Genomic DNA, 26,313 nt, shown 5'->3' with positions numbered 1-26,313 from the left:
ACGCGGCCCCGGCACGTCGGGAATGCATCCCCCGTAGGATCCGTTGGGTGGGGTGAGAGTCGTTGAGTCGACCCCAGTAGGCGTGGACAGTAGGCAGTCTGCAGAGACGAGGAAGAAACCCGTGAGCGACGTCCGTAATGTGATCATCATCGGCTCCGGCCCCGCGGGCTACACCGCAGCCCTTTACACCGCACGCGCCTCCCTGAAGCCGCTGGTGTTCGAGGGCGCCGTCACCGCCGGCGGTGCGCTGATGAACACCACCGACGTGGAGAACTTCCCGGGCTTCCAGGACGGGATCATGGGCCCCGAGCTCATGGACAACATGCGCGCCCAGGCCGAACGCTTCGGCGCCGAGCTCGTCCCCGACGATGTCGTTTCCGTGGATCTCACCGGCGACATCAAGACGGTCACCGACACGGCCGGCACGGTGCACCGCACCAAGGCCGTCATCGTGACGACCGGCTCGCAGCACCGCAAGCTCGGCCTGCCCAACGAGGACGCCCTCTCCGGTCGCGGCGTCTCCTGGTGCGCGACCTGTGACGGCTTCTTCTTCAAGGACCAGGACATCGCAGTGGTCGGTGGCGGCGACACCGCGATGGAGGAGGCAACCTTCCTCTCCCGCTTCGCCAAGTCCGTCACCATCGTCCACCGCCGTGACTCGCTGCGCGCCTCCAAGGCCATGCAGGACCGCGCCTTCGCCGACCCGAAGATCAAGTTCGCCTGGGACAGCGAGGTTGCCGGAGTACACGGCGAGCAGAAGCTGTCCGGGCTGACCCTCCGGAACACCAAGACCGGCGAGACGTCCGAGCTCGCGGTGACCGGCCTGTTCATCGCGGTGGGCCACGACCCGCGCACCGAGCTCTTCAAGGGACAGCTCGAACTCGACGACGAGGGCTACCTCAAGGTCGACGCTCCCTCGACGCGCACCAACCTGACCGGTGTCTTCGGCGCCGGCGATGTCGTCGACCACACCTACCGGCAGGCCATCACAGCTGCCGGCACGGGCTGCTCGGCCGCTCTCGACGCCGAGCGCTTCCTCGCTGCGCTCGCCGACGACGAGAAGGCCGCCGCGGCCACCGTCTGATCCCCACCCCCACACCCCAAGAAGTTAAGGAGGCCGCCGTGGCCGGCGACCTGAAGAACGTGACCGACGACTCCTTCGACGAGGTCGTCCTGAAGAGCGAGAAGCCTGTGCTGGTGGACTTCTGGGCCGCCTGGTGCGGTCCGTGCCGCCAGATCGCGCCCTCCCTGGAGGCCATCGCCGCCGAGCACGGCGACGAGATCGAGGTCGTCAAGCTCAACATCGACGAGAACCCGGCCACGGCCGCCAAGTACGGCGTCATGTCCATCCCGACCCTGAACGTCTACAAGGACGGCGAGGTCGCCAAGACCATCGTGGGCGCCAAGCCGAAGGCCGCACTCCTCCGGGATCTTGAAGGCTTCATCAGCGCGTAGGACCATGGTCCGTTGTTTCACGTGAAACGGGTCCATCCCCTCGGGGGATGGACCCGTTTCGCATAGCCTCTGGGCCCTGGGGTCACAGGGGCCGCAACGCCGGCTCCTTCTGGACGGCACCCAGCAACCGGTCCAGCGCCAGCTCGACGTCCTCCTTCCAGGAGAGCGTCGTCCGCAGTTCCAGTCTCAGCCGCGGATGGACGGGATGCGGCCGTACGGTCTTGAATCCCACCGCGAGAAGGTGATCCGCAGGAAGCACGCAGGCGGGCTCCTTCCACCGGGCATCGCCGAAAGCCTCGATCGCCTTGAATCCCCGACGCAGCAGGTCCTTGGCGACGGTCTGCACCATGACCCGGCCCAGCCCCTGCCCCTGGTACCCCGGCATGATCCAGGCAGTCATCAACTGCACGGCATCGGGGGAGACGGGACTGGTGGGAAAAGCCGTCGAGCGCGGTACATAGGCCGGTGGTGCATAGAGAACGAAGCCCACCGGTACATCGTCGACGTAGACGACGCGGCCGCACGAACCCCACTCCAGCAGAACGGCCGAGATCCATGCCTCTTTTTCCAGCCCGGGGGTTCCTGCCTGGATCGCGGCCTCGCCGCTGACCGGATCAAGCTCCCAGAAGACACACGAGCGGCAGCGCTTCGGGAGATCGGAAAGGTTGTCCAGGGTGAGTGGTACGAGCCGGCGCCCCATGAAGGCTGTTCCTCGCTTCCTTCGCCCGCCGCATCGCGTGCGGCAGTCAAGTGCACTCCGTTCCAGGAGCAGACCGCCGACAAACCCTCCGGCAGCAGCCCCCACAAGCCCAGCCCCACTGTCGCCAGTCGGCTGCGGCTCACCGACCGCACAGCCCTCCCTCACCGAGGTGGCTCACAACGGATGCGCCATACCAGAACGCATCGTATCCACCCAGGGATAAAGCCGACACCGAGAGAGAGCAAAGGGCGGGCCGTGTTCCGGCATCCACCGGAACACGGCCCGCCCTACAGCTCATCCGGCAGACGTCAGCCCTCGTCGCCCTCAGCAGGATCCTCAGACGGTGCCTGGTCCAGCACGCGCCCCTCGCCCGGTGCCAGACTGCCGAGAATGCGGTCAAGATCCTCCATCGATGCGAACTCGACGACGATCTTTCCCTTCTTCTGTCCGAGGTCGACCTTCACCCTGGTCTCGAAACGGTCCGAGAGCCGGGAAGCAAGATCGGACAACGCCGGCGACACCCGCCCGCCGGCCCGCGGCCCCTTGGCCTTGCCAGGGCTCGTGGGCCTGGACCCCATGAGGGTCACGATCTCCTCGACCGCACGCACCGAAAGTCCTTCGGCCACAATGCGGTGTGCCAGCCTGTCCTGCTCCTCCGAGTCGTCCACGGACAACAGTGCCCGCGCATGACCGGCCGACAGCACCCCGGCCGCGACCCTGCGCTGCACAGGAGGCGAAAGCCTCAGCAGACGCAAGGTGTTGGACACCTGCGGACGGGAACGCCCGATCCGGTCGGCCAACTGGTCATGCGTGCACTTGAAGTCCTTGAGCAGTTGGTCGTACGCGGCCGCCTCCTCCAACGGATTCAGCTGAGCCCGGTGAAGGTTCTCCAGGAGTGCGTCCAGAAGCAGCTTCTCGTCGTCCGTGGCCCGGACGATCGCCGGGATCCGCTCCAGACCCGCCTCACGGCACGCCCTCCAGCGCCGCTCGCCCATGATGAGCTCGTAGCGCTCCGGCCCCGTCTTCCGCACGACCACGGGCTGGAGAAGACCGACCTCGTTGATGGAGGTCACCAACTCGGCAAGCGCGTCCTCGTCGAACACCTCACGGGGCTGACGCGGATTGGGCGTGATGGAGCCGAGAAGAACCTCGGCGAAGTACGCCCCGGTGGCTCCCACCGACGCTGCTGCCGCCTCCGGCTCCGAAACCGGCGCACTCGGCTCCGGCACAACCGGAGCGGACGCGAGACCGGCCACCTTCGCAGCGGCCACCCCACGGTCTGCCGTCATCACAGAACCCGCCCCGGAAGAGGCCGAACCCACCCCCGGGGACGGCACCTGCTTCTCCTGCGGAGCGGCGGGGATCAGGGCACCTAGCCCACGCCCCAACCCTCTTCGACGCTCACTCACTGAATCCCCTCCGAATTGCTCTGCTGGCTGTTCCCGCTGCCCGTGTGGGCATGCTGGGCCTCGTACTGCACCCCAACACCTCTCAGCGCGATCTCACGCGCCGCTTCGAGGTACGACAGCGACCCACTCGAACCCGGGTCGTAGGTCAGCACGGTCTGCCCGTAGCTCGGTGCCTCCGAAATCCGCACCGACCGCGGAATGTTCGTCCGCAGCACCTCCTTACCGAAGTGGCTGCGCACCTCCTCCGCGACCTGCGAAGCGAGTCTGGTCCTGCCGTCGTACATGGTGAGCAGAATCGTCGACACGTGGAGGTCGGGGTTGAGATGCCCCCGCACCAGGTCCACATTGCGCAGCAGCTGCCCCAACCCCTCCAGCGCGTAGTACTCGCACTGAATAGGGATCAGCACCTCGGCACCGGCGACCAGAGCATTGACCGTCAGCAGGCCGAGCGAAGGCGGGCAGTCGATCAGGATGTAGTCCAACGGCTGCTCATACGCCTGGATCGCCCGCTGCAGCCGGCTCTCCCGCGCCACCAGCGACACCAGCTCGATCTCCGCACCGGCGAGATCGATGGTGGCGGGGGCACAGAAGAGGCCTTCGACATCCGGAACAGGCTGGACAACCTCGGAGAGCGGCCTGCTCTCCACCAGGACGTCATAGATGGAGGGGACTTCGGCATGGTGATCGATGCCCAGAGCCGTAGAGGCGTTCCCCTGCGGGTCGAGGTCGACCACCAGCACACGTGCACCGTGAAGCGCGAGCGAGGCGGCAAGGTTGACCGTCGTGGTCGTCTTGCCCACCCCACCCTTCTGATTGGCCACCACCATGACGCGCGTCCGGTCAGGACGGGGCAGGCCCTCGCCGGCGCGGCCGAGGGCCTCGACCGCCAGCTGGGCCGCACGACCGATGGGTGTGTCATCCATCGGCGGCGGTGTTTCACGTGAAACACCCTCCCCCACCGATTCGGTTCGGGGACCGGGGACCGGATCGGTCATCGGTCCCGCGATGTTGGCGTCGGACCGCAAGGATTCACTCTCCTCGACTTCAGGCTCGCAATGAACAGAGCCTGCCATGCTTTCGGGGTCGTGAACCAGCGAGGCCCGCTCTTCTGTGGATGAATCCACTTCTGTGGACAACTCCGTAGCCCTAACGGGGCTGCGATGCCGCGGCGCGGCAGCCACACGACCGCGGCTGATGATCCCATGCAGCAGAGAGCGACGTTTCACGTGAAACACGATGCCCCCGCAGCGTAACTACGGGGGCACGACACTCCGCATGGGGCACGTATGACTGCTGCCGGAATCATCACCGACAAACGGCACCAACCGCAGGCAACGGCTGATTCCACAGCGTGGTCGGACGCGTCAGCGACGGCGCCTCGTACGACTCGTCCTCGCAGCCTTGGCCCTCTTTGCGGCGAACCTCACACCGCCCGGACTCTCTCCGACCACCACACGCACCACCGTGGACATCGGATCGACAATGCCTTCTCCGACGTGCAGCACCTCGGTCTCCACCACACCGAGCTTACTCAAGGCCGCCCGCGCACCGACGATCTCCTCCTCGGCGGTGTCCCCCTTGAGCGCCAGCATCTCTCCATACGGACGCAACAGCGGAACGCCCCAGCCTGCCAGCCGGTCGAGCGGAGCCACAGCCCGAGCCGTAACGACGTGAACCGGCTGAAGCGTCCCCAGGACCTCCTCGGCCCGGCCCCGCACGACCGTCACATGGTCCAGCCCCAACAGTTCGACGACCTCCTGAAGGAAATTCGTCCGCCGGAGCAGGGGCTCCAACAAAGTGATCTTGAGATCCGGACGCACCAGCGCCAGCGGAATACCCGGAAGGCCCGCGCCGGAGCCCACATCACAGACCGAGACGCCCTCGGGCACCACCTCGGAGAGCACCGCACAGTTCAGCAGATGCCGCTCCCACAGCCGCGGCACCTCACGCGGACCGATCAGCCCCCGCTTCACACCGGCATCCGCCAGCAGTTCCGCGTACCGGACAGCCTCCGGGAAGAACTCGCCGAAAACCGCCCGCGCCCCTTCGGGCGCCTGGGGAAGCTCTACTTCCGCCGTCACGGGAACCGTCCTTCCATACCGCACTGTGCGTGGCTGACTATCAGGCTGACAAAGATCGGCCCCGCCTGCGAACAGACGGGGCCGACAGAACAAGGGTCCGGTCAGGCCGGGAGAACGACGACGAAGCGCTGCGGCTCCTCGCCCTCTGACTCGCTGCGCAGACCAGCGGCCGCAACCGCATCGTGCACAACCTTGCGTTCGAACGGCGTCATCGGGTCCAGCTTCACCGGCTCACCGGTGCTCTTGACCTCGTTCGCGGCCTTGGCACCCAGCTCGGCCAGCTCGGCCCGCTTCTTGGCCCGGAACCCCGCGATGTCCAGCATCAGACGGCTGCGGTCACCGGTCTCCCGGTGGACAGCAAGCCGCGTCAGCTCCTGGAGCGCCTCCAGCACCTCACCGTCGCGGCCCACGAGCTTCTGCAGATCACGCGCCGAGTCACTGATGATCGAGACCGCGGCCCGGTCCGCCTCGACATCCATGTCGATGTCACCGTCGAGGTCGGCGATGTCGAGCAGGCCCTCAAGGTAGTCCGCTGCGATCTCACCCTCCTGCTCAAGGCGGGTCAAGGTGTCGCTGCCCTCAGCGGCCGTGGAGGTGGTGCCTTCCGTCACGGATGGACTCCTTCTTACTTCTTGGACGGGTGCTTGGGCCGCTGCGGGCCCTTGCGCTGTCCGGACTTGGCTTGGCGTGAGGAGCCGGACGCGGGCTTGCCCGCCGGCTTGAGCTTTTCGTCCTGCGTTGCGTCCTGCTTGTGCAGGGATGCCTTGGAACCCGACTCGGTGGAATCGGCGTCCCTGGCCCCCGCCTGGCTTACGGCACCGGTCTGGCGCTGAGCCTTGGTCTGGCGCTTGGGCTGCTGACGCCGCTGCGCGGCCCCGCCCTCGGCCTCGGCGACAGCGGCCTCGCCCTTGATCACCGTGCCGTCCTCCTGGGCGGCGAGGCCCAGCTTGGCCAGCCCGGTGATGAACTTCCGCTCGATGTCATTGCGGTCCGGGCCCTTGGACACGATCCGCTTGACCATATTGCGCCGGGTCCTGCCGCGGACCTCGCCGTGAGCGGTGACGCTCTTCAGCAGACGTGCCAGGTACTGGTCCTGCGCCTTGCTGCCCGGGGTCGGGTTCTGGTTGATCACGTACATCTGCTGACCCATGGTCCAGACGTTGGTGGTCAGCCAGTAGACAAGGACACCGACGGGGAAGTTGATGCCCATGACGGCGAAGATCACCGGGAAGATGTACATCAGCATCTTCTGCTGCTGCATGTACGGCGTCTTGACCGTCAGGTCGACGTTCTTCGTCATCAGCTGGCGCTGGGTGAAGAACTGCGACGCCGACATCATCACGATCATGACCGCGGTGACGACCCGGACGTCGGTCAGAGAGGCGCCGAGAGCGCTGACCTCAGCCGGGCTGTTCATGAACTTGGCGGCGAGCGGAGCACCGAAGATGTGTGCCTGACGGGCGCTGTCGAGCAGCGACTGGTCGATGACGCCGATCTTCTTGTTCGAGGCAATGGCCGACAGCACGTGATACAGGGCGAAGAAGAACGGTGACTGCGCCAGGATGGGAAGGCACGAGGAAAGCGGGTTGGTACCCGTCTCCTTGTACAGCTTCATCATCTCTTCGGACTGACGCTGCTTGTCGCTCTTGTAGCGCTCCTGGATCGCCTTCATCTTCGGCTGGAGCACCTGCATGTTGCGGGTCGACTTGATCTGCTTGACGAAAAGCGGGATCAGGCAGATCCGGATCAGCACCACCAGGGACACGATGGACAGGCCCCAGGCCCAGCCCGTGTTGTCTCCGAAGATCGCCCCGTACAACGTGTGGAACTGGACGATGACCCATGAGACGGGCCAGGTGATAAAGCTGAACAGACTGGCAATCGTGTCCACTAATCAGGCTCCTTGAGCATTGGGCGAAGTCTCTGCGGCCTGACTCGGGGCTTCGGAAACCGATCCCCGGACAGGCGCATCAGCGGCGGAGTCCCCGCCCTTGCCACCGCGCATGGCATTACGCAGGAGTTCATGCCAACGCGGACGTTTGCGTGGTGGAACGTGGTCCACGCCACCGGGTGACCACGGATTGCACCGCAGGATGCGCCAAGCCGTCAGCGCGGTTCCCTTGATCGCTCCGTGCCGGTCGATCGCCGTATATCCGTAGTGGGAACACGACGGGTAGTAACGGCAGACAGGCCCGAGAAGTGGGCTGATCGTCCACTGATAGAGCTTGATGAGAGCCAGCAGCGGGTACTTCATCGCGCGCCCCCTCCCAGCAGCCGCTGCAGAGCGGCGTCCAGGTCTCGGGCCAGCTGTTCATGGTCGGCGTCGCCCGCTCCGGGCAACGCTCGTACGACAACCAGGCTACCGGGGGGCAGCAGGGCAAGCCGTTCGCGGACCAAATGGCGAAGCCTGCGCTTCACCGCTGTGCGGACGACCGCTCCACCCACGGCTTTGCTGACAACGAAACCCGCACGCGGCGGGGGAGCATTCTCCCCAGTCACGTGCGGGTCCGTTGCACCGCTGCGTAGATGAACGACGAGTAGCGGGCGGCCGGCCCGGCGTCCTCGACGTACTGCGGTCGCGAAGTCCTCGCGCCGCCTCAGCCGATTCTCGGTAGGCAGCACGTCATGACCTGTAAGCGATCAGGCGGACAGGTTGGCGCGACCCTTGCCACGGCGGGACGCGAGAATCGCGCGGCCGGCACGGGTGCGCATCCGCAGCCGGAAGCCGTGGGTCTTCGCGCGACGACGGTTGTTCGGCTGGAAGGTGCGCTTGCTCACTCGGGGGCTCCAGAAATGACTCGTGTGTTGGCGGGACATCGCCTGGCTGTCACCGTGCGCCCACGAGAGACTCGCGTAAACGCTCTAGTGCACCGCTTCACAATCACAGATCGTGATCTTTGCCCATCGGAGGCAGGCGGCAGCAGCCATCGACAACTCGACCTGGCCACGGTACGCGCGGCTACGCCATCCGGTCAAACCAGCTCTACCGCACCCCCCACTGTGCACAGGCTGTGGACAACAACTTGAACCACGCGGGTCGGCCTGACTACCGTGGCTGAACTCCGGTTCTTTTTCTTCCTGCCTGCCGGTCCTCACCCATCCCGAACCATCCCGTCCCGAGAACCACACATTCGTGGGACCAGCGAGAGAGCGTGCCTTGTGGCTGACGTACCTGCCGATCTTGCCGCAGTGTGGCCACGCGTGCTGGAGCAGCTCCTCGGCGAGGGCCAGCAGGGCATCGAGCCGAAGGACAAGCAGTGGATCGAGCGCTGCCAGCCCCTCGCGCTGGTCGCCGACACTGCGCTGCTCGCCGTCCCCAATGAATGGGGCAAGCGCGTACTGGAAGGCCGGCTCGCGCCGCTCATCAGCGAGACACTGAGCCGCGAATGCGGCCGCCCGATCCGCATCGCGATCACCGTCGACGACTCCGCGGGCGAACCTCCGAGCCCGCCCGCCCCCCCGATGCACCAGTCCCCGCAGCCCCAGCAGCACCGCTATCAGGGACCGCAGCACGACGACCGCCAGCACAACGACGCGTACGACGGATACGGGCACCGGCCCTCGGACGACGGCATGCCGACCGCCCGGCCCGCCTACCCCGACTACCAGCAGCAGCGCCCCGACCCCGGTGCGTGGCCGCGCACCCAGGAGGACCTCTCCTGGCAGCAGCCCCGGCTCGGCGGATTCCAGGACCGCGACACCTCCGCGGAGCAGTGGCGCGAGCCGTACGCCGGCGGGCGTCCCCAGCAGCCGCAGCACGACTACCGGCCGCAGCCGCCCGAGCGCCAGAGTTACGAGCAGCAGCGCCCCGAGCGCCACGACATGCAGGATTCGCAGGCCCAGCACCGGCCCGGTGGTGCCGGCACCGGGCGGCCCGGCGGCGCCTCCGGGCCGATGGGCGCACAGCCCGCCCCCACGCCCGGCCCCGGCGAGCCGGCGGCCCGGCTGAATCCGAAGTACCTCTTCGACACCTTCGTCATCGGTGCCTCCAACCGTTTCGCTCACGCCGCGGCGGTCGCGGTCGCCGAAGCACCCGCCAAGGCGTACAACCCCCTCTTCATCTACGGGGAGTCCGGACTCGGCAAGACCCACCTGCTGCACGCCATCGGGCACTACGCGCGCAGCCTCTACCCGGGCACCCGGGTGCGGTACGTGAGCTCCGAGGAGTTCACCAACGAGTTCATCAACTCGATCCGCGACGGCAAGGGCGACACCTTCCGCAAGCGCTACCGCGACGTGGACATCCTGCTGGTCGACGACATCCAGTTCCTGGCGAGCAAGGAGTCGACGCAGGAGGAGTTCTTCCACACCTTCAATACGCTCCACAACGCCAACAAGCAGATCGTGCTGTCCTCGGACCGGCCGCCCAAGCAGCTGGTGACTCTGGAGGACCGGCTGCGGAACCGCTTCGAGTGGGGTCTGACCACCGATGTACAGCCGCCGGAGCTGGAGACGCGGATCGCGATCCTCCGCAAGAAGGCGGTCCAGGAGCAGCTCAACGCACCGCCGGAGGTGCTGGAGTTCATCGCCTCCCGTATCTCCCGGAACATCAGGGAGCTGGAAGGGGCGCTGATCCGGGTCACGGCCTTCGCCAGCCTCAACCGCCAGCCGGTGGACCTCGGGCTGACCGAGCATGTGCTGAAGGACCTGATCCCGGGAGGCGAGGACTCGGCTCCCGAGATCACGGCGACGGCCATCATGGCGGCGACCGCGGACTACTTCGGGCTGACGGTGGACGATCTCTGCGGAACCTCGCGCAGCCGCGTCCTGGTGACGGCCCGCCAGATCGCCATGTACCTCTGCCGGGAGCTGACCGATCTCTCACTGCCCAAGATCGGGGCGCAGTTCGGCGGCCGCGACCATACGACGGTGATGCACGCGGACCGGAAGATCCGCGCGCTGATGGCGGAGCGACGCTCCATCTACAACCAGGTCACCGAGCTCACCAACCGCATCAAGAACGGCTGACGGGACGCCCGGCGGGGGCGCCCACGCTCTGTACCGCGCCGGAAGGGCGCCTGAGGAACCTCCACCGGGGACCTCGGGCGCTCTTCTTCGTTCTCCGAGGCCCCTTGGGTGCCGCGAAGCCCGCTCCGAGTTCCGTCCGGGGCCGCTGAAGCCCGCTCCGACTTCCGTCCGGGGCCGCTGAAGCCCGCTCCGACTTCCGGTCCGAAACGGCCGAAGCCCGCTCCTGCACACGCTCAGCGCCCCTTCCGAAGCCCCTCCGAAGCCCGCTCCGCAACCGGCTCCGCGCCGCTCCGGAGCCCTGCCAACCCCTCCGAGAACCGCTCCGACGCCCCCGGAGCCCGCTCCGGCGGCCCTCAGGGACCCGTTCTGACGTCGCTCCGAAGCCCGCCTCCGCACTGCGGAGCGGTCGCGGTGTTCGAATACCTGCCGCCGGCCGTCCGTTCTCCACAGATCTGGGGAGATTTTCCCCTCCACAGCCTGGGGATCGGGAAGTTGTCCATATTGCTTCCACAGGGGCGACTGCCGATACTCCATCAGGCCAGGTCAAGGGCCTGGGGATTTGTGGTCAACAGTGATCCACAGCCTGTGGACAAAATATTCGTCCACAGGTGGTCGATGATGTTGTCCACCGGCGGCCCACAGCCCGGGCCGTGTTGTCCCCAGCTTCCTCATGCTTCTCCACACCTCTGTCCACTGTTCGGCAACGCGACGCCGCCTTTCACTGCGCCGAGTGAAAGGCGTCACACCGAGAGGGCCGGTTGAGCTGTGGGGAACCTGGGTAAAGCTGGGGACAGCCCTGGGGAGAAACCCCCCTGTCCTGTGTATCGGGTGTGCAGAACTTTCGTGTGTCCACAGAAGCGCCGGGTTGTCCACCGGTGCCGCCCACAGGGTCGGTGGACAAAAAACGAGGCCTGACCTGCGAGAACGACGTTATCCACGGTTTCCACAGGCCCTACTACTACTGCCACCTAGAGTTAGCCCGGAATCCGCTTCGAAGTGGGGCCTGTGCACAACTCGGGGCCGGAGCGCTCCGAGCCTCTTGTCGCGACTTGACCCCGAGCAGCACCGAGTGTCGGTGCCGTACGTCAGACTGGACCCCGGCGTCCTCCCCCTGTCATCGGTGGGAGACCCGATCAGACGACGAAGGCCAGCAGGGCGAGCGAGCAACAGCAGGAGGCGGTTCCGGTGAAGATCCGGGTGGAGCGCGATGTACTCGCGGAGGCTGTGGCCTGGGTGGCCCGTAGCCTCCCGGCCCGTCCGCCGGCGCCCGTTCTTGCGGGCCTTCTGCTGAAGGCTGAGGACGGCGCCCTCAGCTTCTCCAGCTTCGACTACGAGGTCTCGGCCCGGGTCTCGGTGGACGCGGAGGTCGAGGAGGACGGCACGGTGCTGGTCTCCGGCCGTCTGCTCGCCGACATCTGCCGCGCCCTCCCCAACCGTCCGGTGGAGATTTCCACAGACGGTGTACGGGCGACCGTGGTCTGCGGCTCCTCGCGGTTCACACTCCACACCCTTCCTGTGGAGGAGTACCCGGCGCTGCCGGAGATGCCGACCGCGACCGGCACGGTCCCCGGTGAGGTCTTCGCCTCGGCCGCCGCCCAGGTCGCCATCGCCGCGGGCCGTGACGACACGCTGCCGGTCCTGACCGGTGTCCGCATCGAGATCGAGGGCGAGACCGTCACCCTGGCCTCCACCGACCGCTACCGCTTCGCGGTCCGCGAATTCCTCTGGAAGCCGGAGAACCCGGATGCCTCGGCCGTCGCCCTGGTGCCCGCCAAGACCCTGCTGGACACCGCCAAGGCCCTGACCAGCGGTGACACGGTGACGCTGGCGCTGTCCGGATCGGGTGCCGGTGAGGGGCTGATCGGTTTCGAGGGCGCGGGCCGGCGTACGACCACGCGACTGCTCGAAGGCGATCTGCCGAAGTACCGCACGCTGTTCCCCACCGAGTTCAACTCGGTGGCCGTCATCGAGACCGCTCCGTTCGTCGAGGCCGTCAAGCGTGTGGCCCTCGTCGCCGAGCGGAACACTCCGGTGCGGCTCAGCTTCGAGCAGGGTGTGCTGATCCTGGAGGCGGGTTCCAGCGACGACGCACAGGCTGTGGAGCGGGTCGACGCGGTGCTGGAGGGCGACGACATCTCGATCGCCTTCAACCCGACCTTCCTGCTGGACGGCCTGAGCGCGATCGACTCCCCGGTCGCTCAGCTGTCCTTCACGACGTCCACCAAGCCCGCGCTGCTCAGCGGTCGTCCGGCCGTGGATGCCGAGGCGGACGAGGCGTACAAGTACCTGATCATGCCGGTCCGCCTCTCCGGCTGATCGGCCCTTTGGTCCCGCGTCGGCAGCTCCCGACGGGCACGCTCGGCGCCGAGCATGCCCGTCGGTCTGTCCCCGGCCGGGCGTAGGCTCGGCCTTGGGTACGAATCGGCACAACGCTTAAGGAATCTCTGATGGAGCTCGGTCTCGTCGGCCTCGGCAAGATGGGCGGCAACATGCGCGAGCGCATCCGCCGCGCAGGCCACACCGTCATCGGTTACGACCGCAATCCGGACGTCTCCGATGTCCACAGCCTCGAAGAGCTCGTAGGCAAGCTGAAGGGACCCCGGGTCGTCTGGGTGATGGTGCCGGCCGGTGCCCCGACCCAGGCCACCATCGACGAGCTGGCCGGGCTCCTGTCGCCCGGCGACATCGTCGTGGACGGCGGGAATTCCCGCTGGACGGACGACGAGAAGCACGCGGTCGAGCTGGGCATCAAGGGCATCGGCTTCGTGGACTGCGGCGTATCCGGCGGTGTCTGGGGCCTGGAGAACGGCTACGCGCTGATGTACGGCGGCGACGCCGCGAACGTGGCGAAGGTCCAGCCGGTCTTCGACGCGCTGAAGCCCGAGGGCGACTTCGGTTCGGTCCACGCGGGCAAGGTCGGCGCCGGCCACTTCGCGAAGATGGTCCACAACGGCATCGAGTACGCCATGATGCAGGCCTACGCCGAGGGCTGGGAGCTCCTGGAGAAGGTCGACTCCGTCACCGATGTGCGCGAGGTCTTCCGCTCCTGGCAGGAGGGCACGGTCATCCGTTCCTGGCTGCTCGACCTGGCGGTCAACGCGCTCGACGACGACGAGCACCTCGACAAGCTCCGCGGCTTCGCCGCCGACTCCGGCGAGGGCCGCTGGACGGTGGAGGCCGCGATCGACAACGCGGTGCCGCTGCCCGCGATCACGGCGTCGCTCTTCGCGCGTTTCGCCTCGCGGCAGGACGACTCCCCGCAGATGAAGATGATCGCCGCGCTGCGCAACCAGTTCGGTGGCCACGCGGTCGAGAACAAGAAGTAGAACAAGAAGTAACCGCGACGAGGAGCGGGCCGGGCCGGGGCGTCCGACCCGCACCACGGAGCAGGAAGCCGGGAAGGTCGGCGCACACCCATGCATGTCACGCATCTCTCGCTGGCCGACTTCCGCTCGTACGCCCGGGTCGAGGTACCTCTCGATCCGGGCGTCACCGCTTTTGTGGGGGCCAACGGCCAGGGCAAGACGAATCTGGTGGAGGCCGTCGGCTACCTCGCGACGCTCGGCAGCCACCGGGTCTCCTCGGATGCGCCGCTGGTGCGGATGGGTGCGGACCGTGCTGTCGTCCGGGCCGCTGTCACGCAGGGCGAGCGTTCGCAGCTGATCGAGCTGGAGCTCAATCCGGGCAGGGCGAATCGGGCCCGGATCAATAGGTCGTCGCAGGTCAGACCACGCGACGTGCTGGGAATCGTGCGTACGGTGCTGTTCGCGCCGGAGGATCTGGCGCTGGTCAAGGGGGATCCCGGAGAGCGTCGGCGTTTCCTCGACGAGCTGATCACGGCGCGTTCGCCGCGGATGGCGGGGGTGCGTTCGGACTACGAACGGGTGCTGAAGCAGCGCAACACCCTGCTGAAGTCGGCGGCGATGGCGCGCAGGCACGGCGGCCGGTCGATGGATCTGTCCACACTCGATGTGTGGGACCAGCATCTGGGCCGGGTCGGTGCGGAGCTGCTGGCGCAGCGGCTGGATCTGATCGCCGCGTTGCAGCCGCTGGCCGACAAGGCGTACGGGGACGTGGCGCCGGGTGGTGGTCCGGTGGCGTTGGAGTACCGGAGTTCGGTCGGTGCGGGTGCGGCGCACGGCCGTGAGGAGCTGTACGAGCAGCTGATCGCGGCTCTGGCGGATGTCCGCAAGCAGGAGATCGAGCGGGGGGTGACGCTGGTCGGTCCGCACCGTGATGATCTGCTGCTGGGGCTGCGGGACATGCCGGCCAAGGGGTACGCGAGCCATGGTGAGTCCTGGTCGTACGCGTTGGCGCTGCGGCTGGCTTCGTACGATCTGCTGCGCAGCGAGGGCAATGAGCCGGTGCTGGTGCTGGACGATGTCTTCGCGGAGCTGGATGCGCGTCGTCGTGAGCGGTTGGCGGAGTTGGTGGCTCCGGGTGAGCAGGTGCTGGTGACGGCGGCGGTGGGCGACGATGTTCCGGGGGTTCTGGCGGGGGCTCGGTACGCGGTGTCCGCGGGTGAGGTGGAGCGGCTGTGAGTGGCCGTGGTGAGGTGTCCGGGGTTTCCGGGGAGTCGGCTCAGGGATCTTCGGGGGAAGGGAACCGGCCGGAGCCGTCGGGTGTGGACCTGGCGAGGGTGGCGTTGCGTGCGGCGAAGGAGCAGGCGCGTGCGCGTGGTGCTGCGGCGCAGCAGAAGAAGCAGGCCAGGCGGGGTGGTGGGCTGCGTTCGGGGGCGCGGGCGGACGGGCGGGATCCGTTGCCGCTGGGTGCTGCGATCAATCGTCTGATCACTGAGCGTGGTTGGGAGACGCCTGCCGCGGTGGGTGGGGTGATGGGGCGTTGGCCGCAGATCGTGGGTGAGGACCTGGCGAATCACTGTGTTCCGCTGCGGTACGACGAGGATCCGGACGAGCGGGTGCTGACGGTGCAGTGCGATTCGACGGCGTGGGCGACGCAGTTGCGGTTGCTGGCGCCTCAGCTGGTGGCCCGGCTGAATGCGGATCTGGGGCACGGCACGGTGAGGTTGATCAAGGTGTTGGGGCCGGGGGGGCCGCAGCGCAGGTTCGGTCCGCTGCGGGCGCCGGGGAGCACCGGGCCTGGCGATACGTACGGCTGACGCTTCTGAGCTGGGCTTTTTCTCTTCTTGAGGGGCTGGGGCCGGGTTTTGGACGGGGCCGGGGCTCTGTGCTGTCTTCTTGGTGGTGCTGTCCGTCGCGTCTGTGTTGTGCGGGTATGTGGTGGTTGCAACCGGGCGGGTGGATTGGGGCGTCCCTCACGGTAGCGAGAGGTTGACAGGTCGAAGCGCTCAATGCCGGTGTGAGCCCCTTGGGGGCCCTTCCTGAATATGGGGAGTCGTCAGGCGCTCATCCAGGGCGGCACATGCGTACTCAGGTACCGGCAAACCCCCATTCGTGTCGGCGCTACCGGTAGACTGGTGAAGAATCCCGCATCCTTGCGGGAGTCGTCGATACAAGCCGAACGACGCAGCCGCTCCCGACTGTCCGGAGAACGGCCTGTGCTGTGCCAGAAAGGGCGCTTCGTGGCCGATTCCGGCAACCCCAACGAGAACATTCCGTCCACACCCGGTGAGAGCGGCGAGGTGATCGCCTCGGGCGGGGCACTCGTCTCCGGCGAGGCACCCGCTTCGGGCGAGACAGCCGCTTCGGGCGAGGTCACGGCCTCGTACGACGCCAGCGCGATCACCGTCCTCGAGGGTCTGGACGCGGTCCGCAAGCGACCTGGCATGTACATCGGTTCCACCGGTGAGCGCGGCCTCCACCACCTCGTGTACGAGGTCGTCGACAACTCGGTCGACGAGGCGCTGGCAGGGCACGCGGACACGATCGACGTCACGATCCTCGCCGACGGCGGGGTCCGTGTGATCGACAACGGCCGAGGCATCCCGGTCGGCATCGTGCCGTCGGAGAAGAAGCCCGCGGTCGAGGTCGTGCTGACGGTGCTGCACGCCGGCGGCAAGTTCGGCGGCGGCGGCTACGCTGTCTCCGGCGGTCTGCACGGTGTCGGTGTCTCCGTGGTCAACGCGCTGTCGTCGCGGGTCTCGGTCGAGGTCCGGACGGACGGTTACCGCTGGACCCAGGACTACAAGCTCGGTGTGCCCACCGCTCCGCTGGCCCGCAACGAGGCCACCGAGGAGACGGGGACGTCCGTCACCTTCTGGGCCGACGGGGACATCTTCGAGACGACCGAGTACTCCTTCGAGACCCTGTCGCGCCGCTTCCAGGAGATGGCGTTCCTCAACAAGGGCCTGACGATCAAGCTCACCGACGAGCGCGAGTCGGCGAAGGCGACGCTGGGCGCGGATGTCGCCGAGGTGGCCGAGGTCGCCGAGGCGGAGCAGGCCCGCACGGTCACGTACCACTACGAGGGCGGCATCGTCGACTTCGTGAAGTACCTCAACTCCCGCAAGGGCGATGTCATCCACCAGTCGGTGATCGACATCGAGGCCGAGGACAAGGAGCGCCTTCTCTCGGCCGAGATCGCGATGCAGTGGAACACGCAGTACAGCGAGGGGGTCTACTCCTTCGCGAACACGATCCACACGCACGAGGGCGGTACGCACGAGGAAGGCTTCCGCGCCGCGCTGACCACGCTGGTCAACAAGTACGCGCGTGAGAAGAAGCTGCTGCGCGAGAAGGACGACAACCTCACGGGTGACGACATCCGCGAGGGTCTGACGGCGATCATCTCGGTGAAGCTGGGCGAGCCGCAGTTCGAGGGCCAGACGAAGACCAAACTGGGCAACACGGAGGCGAAGACCTTCGTCCAGAAGGTGGTCCACGAGCAGCTTACGGACTGGTTCGACCGCAATCCCAATGAGGCGGCCGACATCATCCGCAAGGGGATCGCGGCGGCCACGGCCCGTGTCGCGGCCCGCAAGGCGCGTGATCTGACCCGCCGCAAGGGGCTCCTGGAGAGCGCCTCGCTGCCGGGCAAGCTGAGTGACTGCCAGTCCAACGACCCGACGAAGTGCGAGATCTTCATCGTCGAGGGTGACTCCGCCGGTGGTTCGGCGAAGTCCGGCCGCAACCCGATGTACCAGGCGATCCTGCCGATCCGCGGCAAGATCCTGAACGTCGAGAAGGCCCGGGTCGACAAGATCCTGCAGAACACCGAGGTCCAGGCGTTGATCTCGGCCTTCGGTACCGGGGTCCACGAGGACTTCGACATCGAGAAGCTCCGCTATCACAAGATCATCTTGATGGCGGACGCCGATGTCGACGGCCAGCACATCAACACCCTGCTGCTGACGTTCCTCTTCCGCTTCATGCGTCCGCTGGTCGAGGCCGGGCACGTGTACCTCTCCCGCCCGCCGCTCTTCAAGATCAAGTGGGGCCGGGACGACTTCGAGTACGCGTACTCGGACCGGGAGCGCGACGCCCTGGTCGAGCTGGGCAAGCAGAACGGCAAGCGGATCAAGGACGACTCGATCCAGCGCTTCAAGGGCCTCGGCGAGATGAACGCCGAGGAGCTGCGCGTCACCACGATGGACGTCGACCACCGGGTCCTCGGCCAGGTCACGCTGGACGACGCGGCGCAGGCCGACGACCTCTTCTCGGTGCTCATGGGCGAGGACGTCGAGGCGCGGCGCTCGTTCATCCAGCGCAACGCCAAGGACGTCCGCTTCCTCGACATCTGAGTCGGCCGTACCAGCAAGCCGCCGCTCGAAAGGACTTTGACCAGCAATGGCCGACGAGAACACCCCTGTGACACCTGAAGAGGAGCCCGCCGCCGGTGTGGGCATGCGTGTCGAGCCCGTGGGGCTCGAAACGGAGATGCAGCGCTCCTACCTCGACTACGCGATGTCCGTGATCGTCTCGCGTGCGCTGCCGGACGTACGGGACGGTCTCAAGCCCGTCCACCGCCGGGTGCTGTACGCGATGTACGACGGCGGCTACCGGCCCGAGAAGGGCTTCTACAAGTGTGCCCGTGTCGTCGGTGACGTCATGGGTACGTACCACCCGCACGGTGACTCGTCGATCTACGACGCGCTGGTGCGACTGGCGCAGCCGTGGTCGATGCGGATGCCGCTGGTGGACTCCAACGGCAACTTCGGTTCTCCGGGCAACGACCCGGCCGCCGCCATGCGGTACACCGAGTGCAAGATGATGCCGCTGTCCATGGAGATGGTCCGGGACATCGACGAGGAGACCGTCGACTTCCAGGACAACTACGACGGCCGCAACCAGGAGCCGACGGTTCTGCCGGCGCGTTTCCCGAACCTGCTGGTCAACGGCTCGGCGGGGATCGCGGTCGGTATGGCGACCAACATTCCGCCGCACAACCTGCGCGAGGTCGCGGACGGTGCTCAGTGGTACCTGGAGCACCCGGGGGCCTCGCAGGAGGAGCTCCTGGACGCGCTGATCGAGCGGATCAAGGGCCCGGACTTCCCGACGGGTGCGCTCGTCGTGGGCCGCAAGGGCATCGAGGAGGCGTACCGCACCGGCCGTGGCTCGATCACGATGCGCGCGGTCGTCGCGGTCGAGGAGATCCAGAACCGGCAGTGCCTGGTCGTGACGGAGCTGCCGTACCAGACCAACCCGGACAACCTGGCGCAGAAGATCGCCGACCTGGTGAAGGACGGCAAGATCGGCGGGATCGCGGACGTCCGTGACGAGACGTCGTCGCGTACGGGTCAGCGTCTGGTCGTCGTGCTGAAGCGGGACGCGGTCGCCAAGGTCGTGCTGAACAACCTGTACAAGCACACCGATCTGCAGACCAATTTCGGCGCCAACATGCTGGCGCTCGTCGACGGTGTGCCGCGCACCCTGTCGATCGACGCGTTCATCCGCCATTGGGTGACGCATCAGATCGAGGTCATCGTCCGGCGTACGAAGTTCCGTCTGCGCAAGGCGGAGGAGCGGGCGCACATTCTGCGTGGTCTCCTCAAGGCGCTGAACGCGATCGACGAGGTCATCGCCCTCATCCGGCGCAGCCAGACGGTCGAGGTGGCGCGTGAGGGCCTGATGGGCCTGCTGGAGATCGACGAGATCCAGGCGAACGCGATCCTGGAGATGCAGCTGCGCCGGCTGGCCGCGCTGGAGCACCAGAAGATCACGGCCGAGCACGACGAGCTCCAGGCGAAGATCAACGAGTACAACGCGATCCTGGTGTCGCCGGAGCGGCAGCGGCAGATCGTCAGCGAGGAACTGGCGGCGATCGTCGAGAAGTTCGGCGACGACCGGCGTTCCAAGCTGGTGCCCTTCGACGGTGACATGTCCATCGAGGACCTGATCGCCGAGGAGGACATCGTCGTCACGATCTCGCGCGGCGGCTATGTGAAGCGTACGAAGACGGACGACTACCGCTCGCAGAAGCGCGGCGGCAAGGGCGTGCGTGGCACGAAGCTGAAGGAGGACGACATCGTCGACCACTTCTTCGTGTCGACGACGCACCACTGGCTGCTGTTCTTCACGAACAAGGGCCGGGTGTACCGGGCGAAGGCGTACGAGCTGCCGGACGCCGGCCGTGACGCCCGTGGTCAGCATGTCGCCAACCTGCTGGCCTTCCAGCCGGACGAGCGGATCGCGCAGATCCTGGCGATCCGCGACTACGAGGCCGCGCCGTATCTGATCCTGGCCACGAAGGGCGGTCTCGTGAAGAAGACCGCGCTGAAGGACTACGACTCGCCGCGTTCCGGTGGGGTCATCGCCATCAACCTCCGGGAGACGGCGGACGGTGCCGACGGCACGGCCGACGAGCTGATCGGTGCGGAGCTGGTGTCGGCCGAGGACGATCTGCTGCTCATCAGCAAGAAGGCCCAGTCGATCAGGTTCACTGCGACGGACGATGCGCTGCGCCCGATGGGCCGTGCCACTTCGGGTGTCAAGGGCATGAGTTTCCGCGAAGGCGACGAACTGCTCTCGATGAATGTTGTCCGGCCGGGTACGTTCGTGTTCACTGCCACCGACGGTGGGTACGCGAAGCGGACTCCCGTCGACGAGTACCGCGTTCAGGGTCGTGGCGGCCTGGGCATCAAGGCTGCCAAGATCGTGGAGGACCGGGGTTCGCTGGTCGGCGCGCTGGTGGTCGAGGAGACGGATGAGATCCTCGCCATCACGCTCGGCGGTGGTGTGATTCGTACGCGAGTCAATGAAGTCAGGGAGACGGGCCGTGACACCATGGGCGTCCAACTGATCAATCTGGGCAAGCGCGATGCCGTCGTCGGCATCGCCCGCAACGCCGAAGCCGGTCGTGAGGCCGAAGAGGTCGAGGGGTCCGATGACGCCGAGACCGCGACGGCGGAAGCTGCCGAGAGCACGGTCGAGGGCAATGCCGAAGGCACGTCGCCTTCGGCAGGGGAGCACGAGGAGTAGAGCGTGAGTGGAGCCACGGGCGCCGGTTCGGCCGCTTCCGGAGCAGGAGCGAACGGTGCCCGTGGCCCTGCCACGGACTCCCAAGGGGGCACTGTGACGGACACCCGGGGGCCTCAGCCCCAGTACGAGGGTTACGCGACCGGGCCGTTGCCCGGTGAGCGCGAGCCTGCAGCGGGGCAGGCGAGCGGGCCGTACCACCCGCCGCAGGCATACCCCTCGCCCGCGGGCGGGACCCAGGGCGGCCGGCCGCACGGCACGCAGGGTGGTGCAGAGGGCGCCGGCGCCGCGCAGGCGGCCCGGCGGCCGCGGACAGGGGCGCGGACGACTCCGCGTACCCGCAAGGCGCGTCTGCGGGTGGCCAAGGCCGACCCGTGGTCGGTGATGAAGGTGAGCTTCCTGCTCTCCATCGCGCTCGGCATCTGCACGGTGGTGGCGGCCGCCGTGCTGTGGATGGTGATGAATGCGATGGGCGTCTTCGAGACCGTGGGCGGCACGATCAGCGAGGCCACCGGCTCGAACGACAGCAACGGCTTCGATCTCCAGTCGTTCCTGTCGCTTCCGCGGGTCCTCATCTTCACCTCGGTCATCGCGGTGATCGACGTGGTGCTGGCGACCGCGCTGGCGACGCTGGGCTCCTTCATCTACAACCTCTCGGCGGGCTTCGTGGGCGGCATCGAGCTCACGCTGGCCGAGGACGAGTAGGGCTCGGAGTATCGATTTTGGGACTGGCCCCGACGTGCGCTAATCTTCAGAAGTCAGCGCAGAGCGCGGCGGGGCTATAGCTCAGTTGGTTAGAGCGCATCCCTGATAAGGATGAGGCCACAGGTTCAAATCCTGTTAGCCCCACAGTGACAACAGAAGGCCCGGTTCCTCTTCGGAGGCACCGGGCCTTCTGCGTGTGGTCGTTGCGACGCGTTCTCCGTGTGGGGCGGGTAGTTCGGGCCAGGTTGGGGCCGGGTTCCGGTTGGGCCTGGTCCTGCGTGCGGTTCCGTGCAGGGGCGCGTGTGCCTGGCCGGGTGCCTCTGCCGTCCTCCCCTGTCGTCCCCTCTGCCGTCCGCCTCCGTCGTCTTCTCGGCTGTCCTCCTCGCCTGCCCTCTGCCCTCGTGCCGGGCCCTCGCGCCGCGCCCCTCGTGCCGGAAGGGTGCAGGGCGGGGCTGGAGCGCACGGAGAAGCCCCCGTCCGGTGTGAACCGGCCCGGGGGCTCTGTGCGTCAGTTGCGCGGCTCTCACGGCGGGAGGAGGGACGCGTCCCCCGCCGGGGCTCCGTGGGTGGCGCGGGCGGAGCTCCTGGTTTCCGTGGCGTCCGTCGTGTCTGCGGACAGATGCCGGGTGGCGGGTGAGGAGCCGTGTGCCTCGGCGTGGATGCGCTGCTTCATCGTGGGTGGCAGCGCCCTGTCACGCGGAAGGGTCCATCGCACCGACGGGGTGGTCGCGGTTGCCGCGGTCGCACCCGTGTGCTCCTGGTTCGTGGTGGTCGGCTCCGGGGCGCTCGGCTCCGTGGCCGCCGCGGGGGTGCTCATGAGCCCCAGGGCGGCGAGGAGTGCGAAGAAGGCGGTGACGAAGGCGGTCCAGATGTTCCTGGCCTTGAAGGTGCGCATGGCCCCTCGCTTTCGGGTGATCCGGTTTGCTTACCTTTCTGATGATGTGGATGTGGCCCGTGAATTCGTGGACCGACGCCGCAGATCCGTCGATCTTCAGATGAACACCACTCGTATGGTGCAACTGGGCTTGACGGGCTTGCGCGGGACGATCGGTGCGGGCACGGCACCCGGTCGGAGCGATTCCCGGGTGGTCGCTTTTCCCTGGCGCCAGTTGGGGCGCAGGTAGGTCACCGATCGATATCGGCCGGTGTGTATAGTCGGGCGGCAGAAGTCCCCTACGTCAAGGAAAGACGAGGTCGCGCGGTGAAGAAGCTTCTCCTGGTCGCACTGGCCGCCATCGGCGGGCTCCTCGTGTACCGCCAGATCCAGGCGGATCGCGCCGAGCAGGATCTGTGGACGGAGGCGACTGACTCCGTGCCCGCAGGTTCGGGTGTGTGAGACAGAACAGCCTGATTGCGGGCCCCGGTCGCTGAGCGGCCGGGGCTTCGTGCTGTTGCGGGACCGTGACGTCTGCGCCCTTGAGTTCACCTAAGCAAATCAATAGGTTGCGAGAGCAAAAGATCCGGATTTTTCGGTCGGGGGTACGCGTGGGGGCGCAGGACCGACGCCGCCGTACTGCGGCAGGGGCGGAAGGCCGCTGAGATCGCGTCGGCAGGGCCGCCGAGATCGCGGAGAACGCGCGGACCGGCATGAGGCCGCGGGAGCCGGTGTTCGGTGACGGGTTGGCCGGCCCGGAGCACCATGCCGCCCGCCATGGCCAAGAAGGTGGACAAGAAGGGTAATCCGAGCAGCGTCGCAGACAGCAGTGGTACGGGCGGGGCAGGATGGACCGGCATTGCGGCCGCTGCCGGGGCGGGCGCTGTGGTGGTCGTGATCGCGGGGCTCGTGTTCGTGCGCGGGCGTCGCAGGCGCGCCACACAGACGACGAGGGGAAGCGCGTGATGAGGCAGCGCAACAGGGGCCGGGTGGTGCTGGCCGCCGTCGCGGCGATGTGCGCGGCGGTGGCGCTGCCGGGACAGGCGTACGCGGCCGGGGAGGACGCCGCGTACACCTTCGATCCCGGGGCGAAGAAGGTCAGCGGCGCGGAGGTCAGCACCGAGGCGTCGGCGCTCTCGTCCGGATCGGTCTACAAGAGCTCGATCAAGCGCGGCGAGAAGCTCTACTACCGCCTGAACCTCGACGCGAAGACGAATGCGTACGTCTCGGCGGTGGCCGTGCCCAGGGACGGCGGCCAGGTCGCCTACGGGGACGGCATCACGGTCAGCATCAGGGACAGCGCGGACCTGCAGTGCAGTTCGGAGGATGCCCGGTTCGAGTCGGCGGAATACCCGCGTCCGATCGCGGCGTACGCCTACCGGATCACCAAGAAGGACAGCAGCACCTGTCAGGAAGCCGGAACGTACAACGTCCTGATCGAGCGGGAGAGCAAGGCCACGTCCTCATCCGGCGCATGGGACCTGGAGCTGCGCTACGAGTCCGAACCGCAGCTGAAATCGGCCGGTTCGATGCCGACCGTGGCGCCGGAGAACTGGCCGTCGGCCTCCCCGGTGCCCCCCACCGCAGCTCCGCAGAAGCGGTCGGGCGGCACCAGCTACTACGACGCGACCAGCCTGGAAACCGGCGAGTGGCACGACGACATCGCGCCGGGGCAGACCCGCTTCTACCGGGTGCCGGTGGACTGGGGCCAGCAGATCTTCGCCACCGCCGATCTGAGCAACAACAACGCCTCGGACGAATTCATCGGCAGCGCGCTCGCGGTGTCCCTCGACAATCCGGCCCATGGCCATGTCGACGACGCGACGCCGCTGTCGTACTCCGGCAAGCCCGCGTCCGTATCGCTGGATCCGCTGCCTCCGGTGGCGTACGAGAACCGCTACGACTCCACCAGCAGCGTCAGTGCCATGCGGTTCGCCGGCTGGTACTACCTGTCGGTGACGCTCAGCCCGAAGGTCGCGAAATCGTACGGCGACAAGGCCATCCCGCTGAACCTCAGGATCAAGGTCGAGGGGACGGCGCGGAAGTCGCCGTACGCGGGGGGCGCCGGGATCTTCTCGGTCACGCAGGACGACAGGGACATGGCCAAGAGCGGCAAGAGCGACCCCGAGGCGGCCAGGAGCGCCACTATGAGGACGGTCGGCGTGGCCGGGATAAGCGCGGGTGCGGTGCTGGTGCTCGGGCTCGGCGTGTGGACGCTGCTGGCACGGCGCCGCGCGGTGACCGCCCCGGGGGGTCCGGGGGGTCCGGGGGGTTCGGCAGGTTCGGCAGCGTTGGCGGGGCAGGCAGCCCCGCCCGGTGCGAACGGTCCCGCCGCGGGAAGCCCGGCCGGGGGCGGGCAACCGCCCTACGGTGGCCCGCCGCAGACCTGGTAGCGGGCCGGAACCGCTGCCGCGTACGGCGGAGGTTCCGGCCGACGCGCTCAGCTCTGGGTCAGTGCCCAGACACCCACGGCGAAACAGATCAGCGCCACCAGCAGGACCGGGACCGCCACCTTCAGGGGCGGTCCCGGACGCTTCTGCGGTGCGTGCGCGGGAGGTGCGTATCCCGTGGCGGGAACCTGCGGCTGCCCGGTGGTGTAGGCGCGGGTGAGAGCCGGCTCGTGGTGCACCCCGGCCGTGGGAGCCTGCGAAGGATCCGGTGCGGGCGTGGCGAACGGGGCGGACGTGTACGCCGGGGGCGGAGTGGGAGGCGTGGCAGTCTGCGCCTGCTGGAGCTGCGGCGCGGGCTGCTGCGGAGGCGGCGGGAGGTGGAAGCTGCCCGTTTCCGACATCGGGACCGGTAGCTGGGTGTAGGGCTGCTGCACGGGCTGCGGGGCTGCCTGGTCCTGCTGTACGGGCGGCACGGGCGGTATGGGCTGCGCGTCTTGCGCGGCCGCTCTGGGGGGCGTGATCGGTCCGTCGGGCCCGAAGCCGGCGGGCAGCGGCCCGAGTTGGTCGAACACCTCCACCGGCTCGTCGTCGACGCCGGGCTCGGGCAGCATGTCGACCGCGGCCGTCAGCGCCTTGCGCGCACCCGTGGCCGTACGGAACCTGGCCTGGGGATCCGGCTGCAGCAGCCCCGCGAGGACCTGCCACAGCGGCTCGGGAATCCCCTCCGGGGCGCCGGGAGTCCCGTACGTGGCGAAGTGCTCGACGATGGCCTGTGCGTCCGGCTTCTTCCCCTGGAGCAGATACAGCGACACGAGACCGACCGCGAACAGGTCCGCGGGGAAATCGGGTTCCGCGCCCATCATCTGCTCCGGCGCGAAGTAACCCGGCGTTCCCACCACGTAGTTGGTCTCGGTGAGACGCGGCTCGCCCTTGCGCATGGAGATACCGAAGTCGGACAGCCGCAGATGCGGCCGTCCGGTGCCGGTGGCCTCCATCAGGATGTTGGCGGGTTTGATGTCCCGGTGGACGACGCCCTCCGCGTGCACCGTCGACAGTCCCGACAGCAACTGGTCGAGCAGCGTGCAGACGAAACGAGGAGGCAACGGCCCGTAGTCGCCGATGACATGGGCCAGCGAACCGCCGCTCACCAGGTCCATGGTGAACAGGACCTTGTCGTCGTCCGCGGCCCAACTGGCCGGGGCCAGCACATGCGGATGCTCGATCCGCAGCGCCTGCTCGCGGACGAAGCGCAGCAGCGTGTGTGCATCGCTCTGCTGGAGGACCTTGGCCGCCACATAACGGCGGCGCCGGTGGTCCCAGGCGCGCCACACGGCGCCGACCCCACCACGTCCGATCGGATCGATCAGTTCGTACCGACCGGCGAAGACCTCACCCAT

Annotated in this window: 24 protein-coding genes and 1 tRNA gene; 14 read left to right on the top strand and 11 right to left on the bottom strand. The window is 67.6% G+C overall.

The genetic code is table 11. The features are described 5' to 3' along the window. Positions 1-121: 121 nt before the first annotated feature. Both trxB and trxA read left to right on the top strand, forming a co-directional pair. Entirely contained in the window at positions 122-1,084 is a 963-nt protein-coding gene (gene trxB / locus ACIOMQ_RS07670) for a thioredoxin-disulfide reductase (protein ID WP_362192456.1), read from the top strand. Positions 1,085-1,122: 38 nt separating this feature from the next. Beyond that, a complete protein-coding gene (gene trxA, locus ACIOMQ_RS07665; protein ID WP_362192459.1) occupies positions 1,123-1,455 on the top strand; it encodes a thioredoxin in 333 nt (110 codons plus the stop codon). Between the two features lie 82 nt (positions 1,456-1,537). On the opposite strand, the gene ACIOMQ_RS07660 is transcribed toward trxA, so the two are convergent. The 9 genes from ACIOMQ_RS07660 to rpmH all read right to left on the bottom strand — a co-directional run bounded on the left by ACIOMQ_RS07660 (position 1,538) and on the right by rpmH (position 8,423). Further along, on the bottom strand, positions 1,538-2,155 hold the full coding sequence (locus ACIOMQ_RS07660) for a GNAT family N-acetyltransferase (RefSeq protein WP_362192462.1): 618 nt from the start codon (positions 2,153-2,155) through the stop codon (positions 1,538-1,540). 308 nt (positions 2,156-2,463) lie between these two features. Next, a complete protein-coding gene (locus ACIOMQ_RS07655; RefSeq protein WP_362192465.1) occupies positions 2,464-3,564 on the bottom strand; it encodes a ParB/RepB/Spo0J family partition protein in 1,101 nt (366 codons plus the stop codon). Next, the gene (locus ACIOMQ_RS07650; RefSeq protein ID WP_401755197.1) at positions 3,561-4,637 is read right to left on the bottom strand and encodes a ParA family protein; all 1,077 of its coding nucleotides are present in this window, start codon (positions 4,635-4,637) and stop codon (positions 3,561-3,563) included. Before ACIOMQ_RS07650 ends, ACIOMQ_RS07655 begins: the two co-directional genes overlap by 4 nt. Before the next feature lie 291 nt (positions 4,638-4,928). Next, positions 4,929-5,645: a 16S rRNA (guanine(527)-N(7))-methyltransferase RsmG gene (gene rsmG / locus ACIOMQ_RS07645; protein ID WP_362192468.1), complete on the bottom strand. Its 717-nt coding sequence runs from the start codon at positions 5,643-5,645 to the stop codon at positions 4,929-4,931. A 101-nt stretch (positions 5,646-5,746) separates the two neighbouring features. Further along, positions 5,747-6,256 (bottom strand): R3H domain-containing nucleic acid-binding protein, encoded by a 510-nt coding sequence (locus ACIOMQ_RS07640; RefSeq protein ID WP_351783406.1) that lies wholly within the window; start codon positions 6,254-6,256, stop codon positions 5,747-5,749. Positions 6,257-6,270: 14 nt separating this feature from the next. After that, positions 6,271-7,536: a membrane protein insertase YidC gene (gene yidC, locus ACIOMQ_RS07635; protein ID WP_362192473.1), complete on the bottom strand. Its 1,266-nt coding sequence runs from the start codon at positions 7,534-7,536 to the stop codon at positions 6,271-6,273. Between the two features lie 3 nt (positions 7,537-7,539). Continuing rightward, entirely contained in the window at positions 7,540-7,899 is a 360-nt protein-coding gene (gene yidD / locus ACIOMQ_RS07630) for a membrane protein insertion efficiency factor YidD (RefSeq protein WP_362192476.1), read from the bottom strand. Then, positions 7,896-8,267 carry a ribonuclease P protein component gene (gene rnpA, locus ACIOMQ_RS07625; protein ID WP_093895046.1) on the bottom strand — a complete coding sequence of 124 codons (372 nt, stop codon included), beginning with the start codon at positions 8,265-8,267 and terminating at the stop codon, positions 7,896-7,898. The genes yidD and rnpA overlap by 4 nt, the downstream gene beginning before the upstream one ends. A gap of 18 nt (positions 8,268-8,285) precedes the next feature. Continuing rightward, positions 8,286-8,423 (bottom strand): 50S ribosomal protein L34, encoded by a 138-nt coding sequence (rpmH, locus tag ACIOMQ_RS07620; RefSeq protein ID WP_030930485.1) that lies wholly within the window; start codon positions 8,421-8,423, stop codon positions 8,286-8,288. 381 nt (positions 8,424-8,804) lie between these two features. On the opposite strand from rpmH, the gene dnaA reads away from it, so the two are divergent. The 9 genes from dnaA to ACIOMQ_RS07575 all read left to right on the top strand — a co-directional run bounded on the left by dnaA (position 8,805) and on the right by ACIOMQ_RS07575 (position 21,796). After that, positions 8,805-10,613 (top strand): chromosomal replication initiator protein DnaA, encoded by a 1,809-nt coding sequence (gene dnaA / locus ACIOMQ_RS07615; protein ID WP_362192479.1) that lies wholly within the window; start codon positions 8,805-8,807, stop codon positions 10,611-10,613. Between the two features lie 1,185 nt (positions 10,614-11,798). Next, entirely contained in the window at positions 11,799-12,929 is a 1,131-nt protein-coding gene (gene dnaN / locus ACIOMQ_RS07610; RefSeq protein ID WP_362192482.1) for a DNA polymerase III subunit beta, read from the top strand. Positions 12,930-13,060: 131 nt separating this feature from the next. Beyond that, positions 13,061-13,939, top strand: coding sequence for a phosphogluconate dehydrogenase (NAD(+)-dependent, decarboxylating) (gnd, locus tag ACIOMQ_RS07605; RefSeq protein WP_362192485.1), 879 nt, complete (start codon positions 13,061-13,063; stop codon positions 13,937-13,939). 90 nt (positions 13,940-14,029) lie between these two features. Next, complete coding sequence (gene recF / locus ACIOMQ_RS07600) at positions 14,030-15,154, top strand: DNA replication/repair protein RecF (RefSeq protein ID WP_362192488.1); 1,125 nt, start codon at positions 14,030-14,032, stop codon at positions 15,152-15,154. Between the two features lie 14 nt (positions 15,155-15,168). Further along, positions 15,169-15,732, top strand: a complete 564-nt coding sequence (locus ACIOMQ_RS07595; RefSeq protein ID WP_389793338.1) for a DUF721 domain-containing protein — start codon at positions 15,169-15,171, stop codon at positions 15,730-15,732. A 399-nt stretch (positions 15,733-16,131) separates the two neighbouring features. Beyond that, positions 16,132-18,273 (top strand): DNA topoisomerase (ATP-hydrolyzing) subunit B, encoded by a 2,142-nt coding sequence (gene gyrB, locus ACIOMQ_RS07590; RefSeq protein WP_401262011.1) that lies wholly within the window; start codon positions 16,132-16,134, stop codon positions 18,271-18,273. Positions 18,274-18,319: 46 nt separating this feature from the next. Continuing rightward, positions 18,320-20,950, top strand: a complete 2,631-nt coding sequence (gene gyrA, locus ACIOMQ_RS07585) for a DNA gyrase subunit A (RefSeq protein WP_402188201.1) — start codon at positions 18,320-18,322, stop codon at positions 20,948-20,950. Positions 20,951-21,043: 93 nt separating this feature from the next. Further along, positions 21,044-21,652 carry a DUF3566 domain-containing protein gene (locus tag ACIOMQ_RS07580; RefSeq protein ID WP_362192500.1) on the top strand — a complete coding sequence of 203 codons (609 nt, stop codon included), beginning with the start codon at positions 21,044-21,046 and terminating at the stop codon, positions 21,650-21,652. 70 nt (positions 21,653-21,722) lie between these two features. Further along, positions 21,723-21,796 (top strand) — tRNA-Ile (locus ACIOMQ_RS07575). Between the two features lie 379 nt (positions 21,797-22,175). Here the strand turns inward: ACIOMQ_RS07575 and ACIOMQ_RS07570 are convergent. Beyond that, on the bottom strand, positions 22,176-22,547 hold the full coding sequence (locus tag ACIOMQ_RS07570; RefSeq protein WP_362192503.1) for a DUF6344 domain-containing protein: 372 nt from the start codon (positions 22,545-22,547) through the stop codon (positions 22,176-22,178). A gap of 306 nt (positions 22,548-22,853) precedes the next feature. On the opposite strand from ACIOMQ_RS07570, the gene ACIOMQ_RS07565 reads away from it, so the two are divergent. From ACIOMQ_RS07565 to ACIOMQ_RS07555, 3 genes are all read left to right on the top strand, one after another. Beyond that, positions 22,854-22,988 (top strand): DLW-39 family protein, encoded by a 135-nt coding sequence (locus tag ACIOMQ_RS07565; RefSeq protein WP_003958712.1) that lies wholly within the window; start codon positions 22,854-22,856, stop codon positions 22,986-22,988. A 315-nt stretch (positions 22,989-23,303) separates the two neighbouring features. Then, a complete protein-coding gene (locus ACIOMQ_RS07560) occupies positions 23,304-23,492 on the top strand; it encodes a hypothetical protein (RefSeq protein ID WP_362192506.1) in 189 nt (62 codons plus the stop codon). Further along, a complete protein-coding gene (locus ACIOMQ_RS07555) occupies positions 23,492-24,919 on the top strand; it encodes a hypothetical protein (RefSeq protein WP_402188199.1) in 1,428 nt (475 codons plus the stop codon). The genes ACIOMQ_RS07560 and ACIOMQ_RS07555 overlap by 1 nt, the downstream gene beginning before the upstream one ends. 47 nt (positions 24,920-24,966) lie before the next feature. Here the strand turns inward: ACIOMQ_RS07555 and ACIOMQ_RS07550 are convergent, their stop codons facing one another. Continuing rightward, positions 24,967-26,313 (bottom strand): protein kinase domain-containing protein, encoded by a 1,347-nt coding sequence (locus ACIOMQ_RS07550; RefSeq protein ID WP_362192513.1) that lies wholly within the window; start codon positions 26,311-26,313, stop codon positions 24,967-24,969.

Origin of the sequence: Streptomyces sp. NPDC087845 (assembly GCF_044742755.1) — a bacterium.
Lineage (GTDB): Bacteria > Actinomycetota > Actinomycetes > Streptomycetales > Streptomycetaceae > Streptomyces.
The sequence above is the reverse complement of the archived record's forward strand: the minus strand, read 5'-3'. Positions and strand labels throughout refer to the sequence as shown.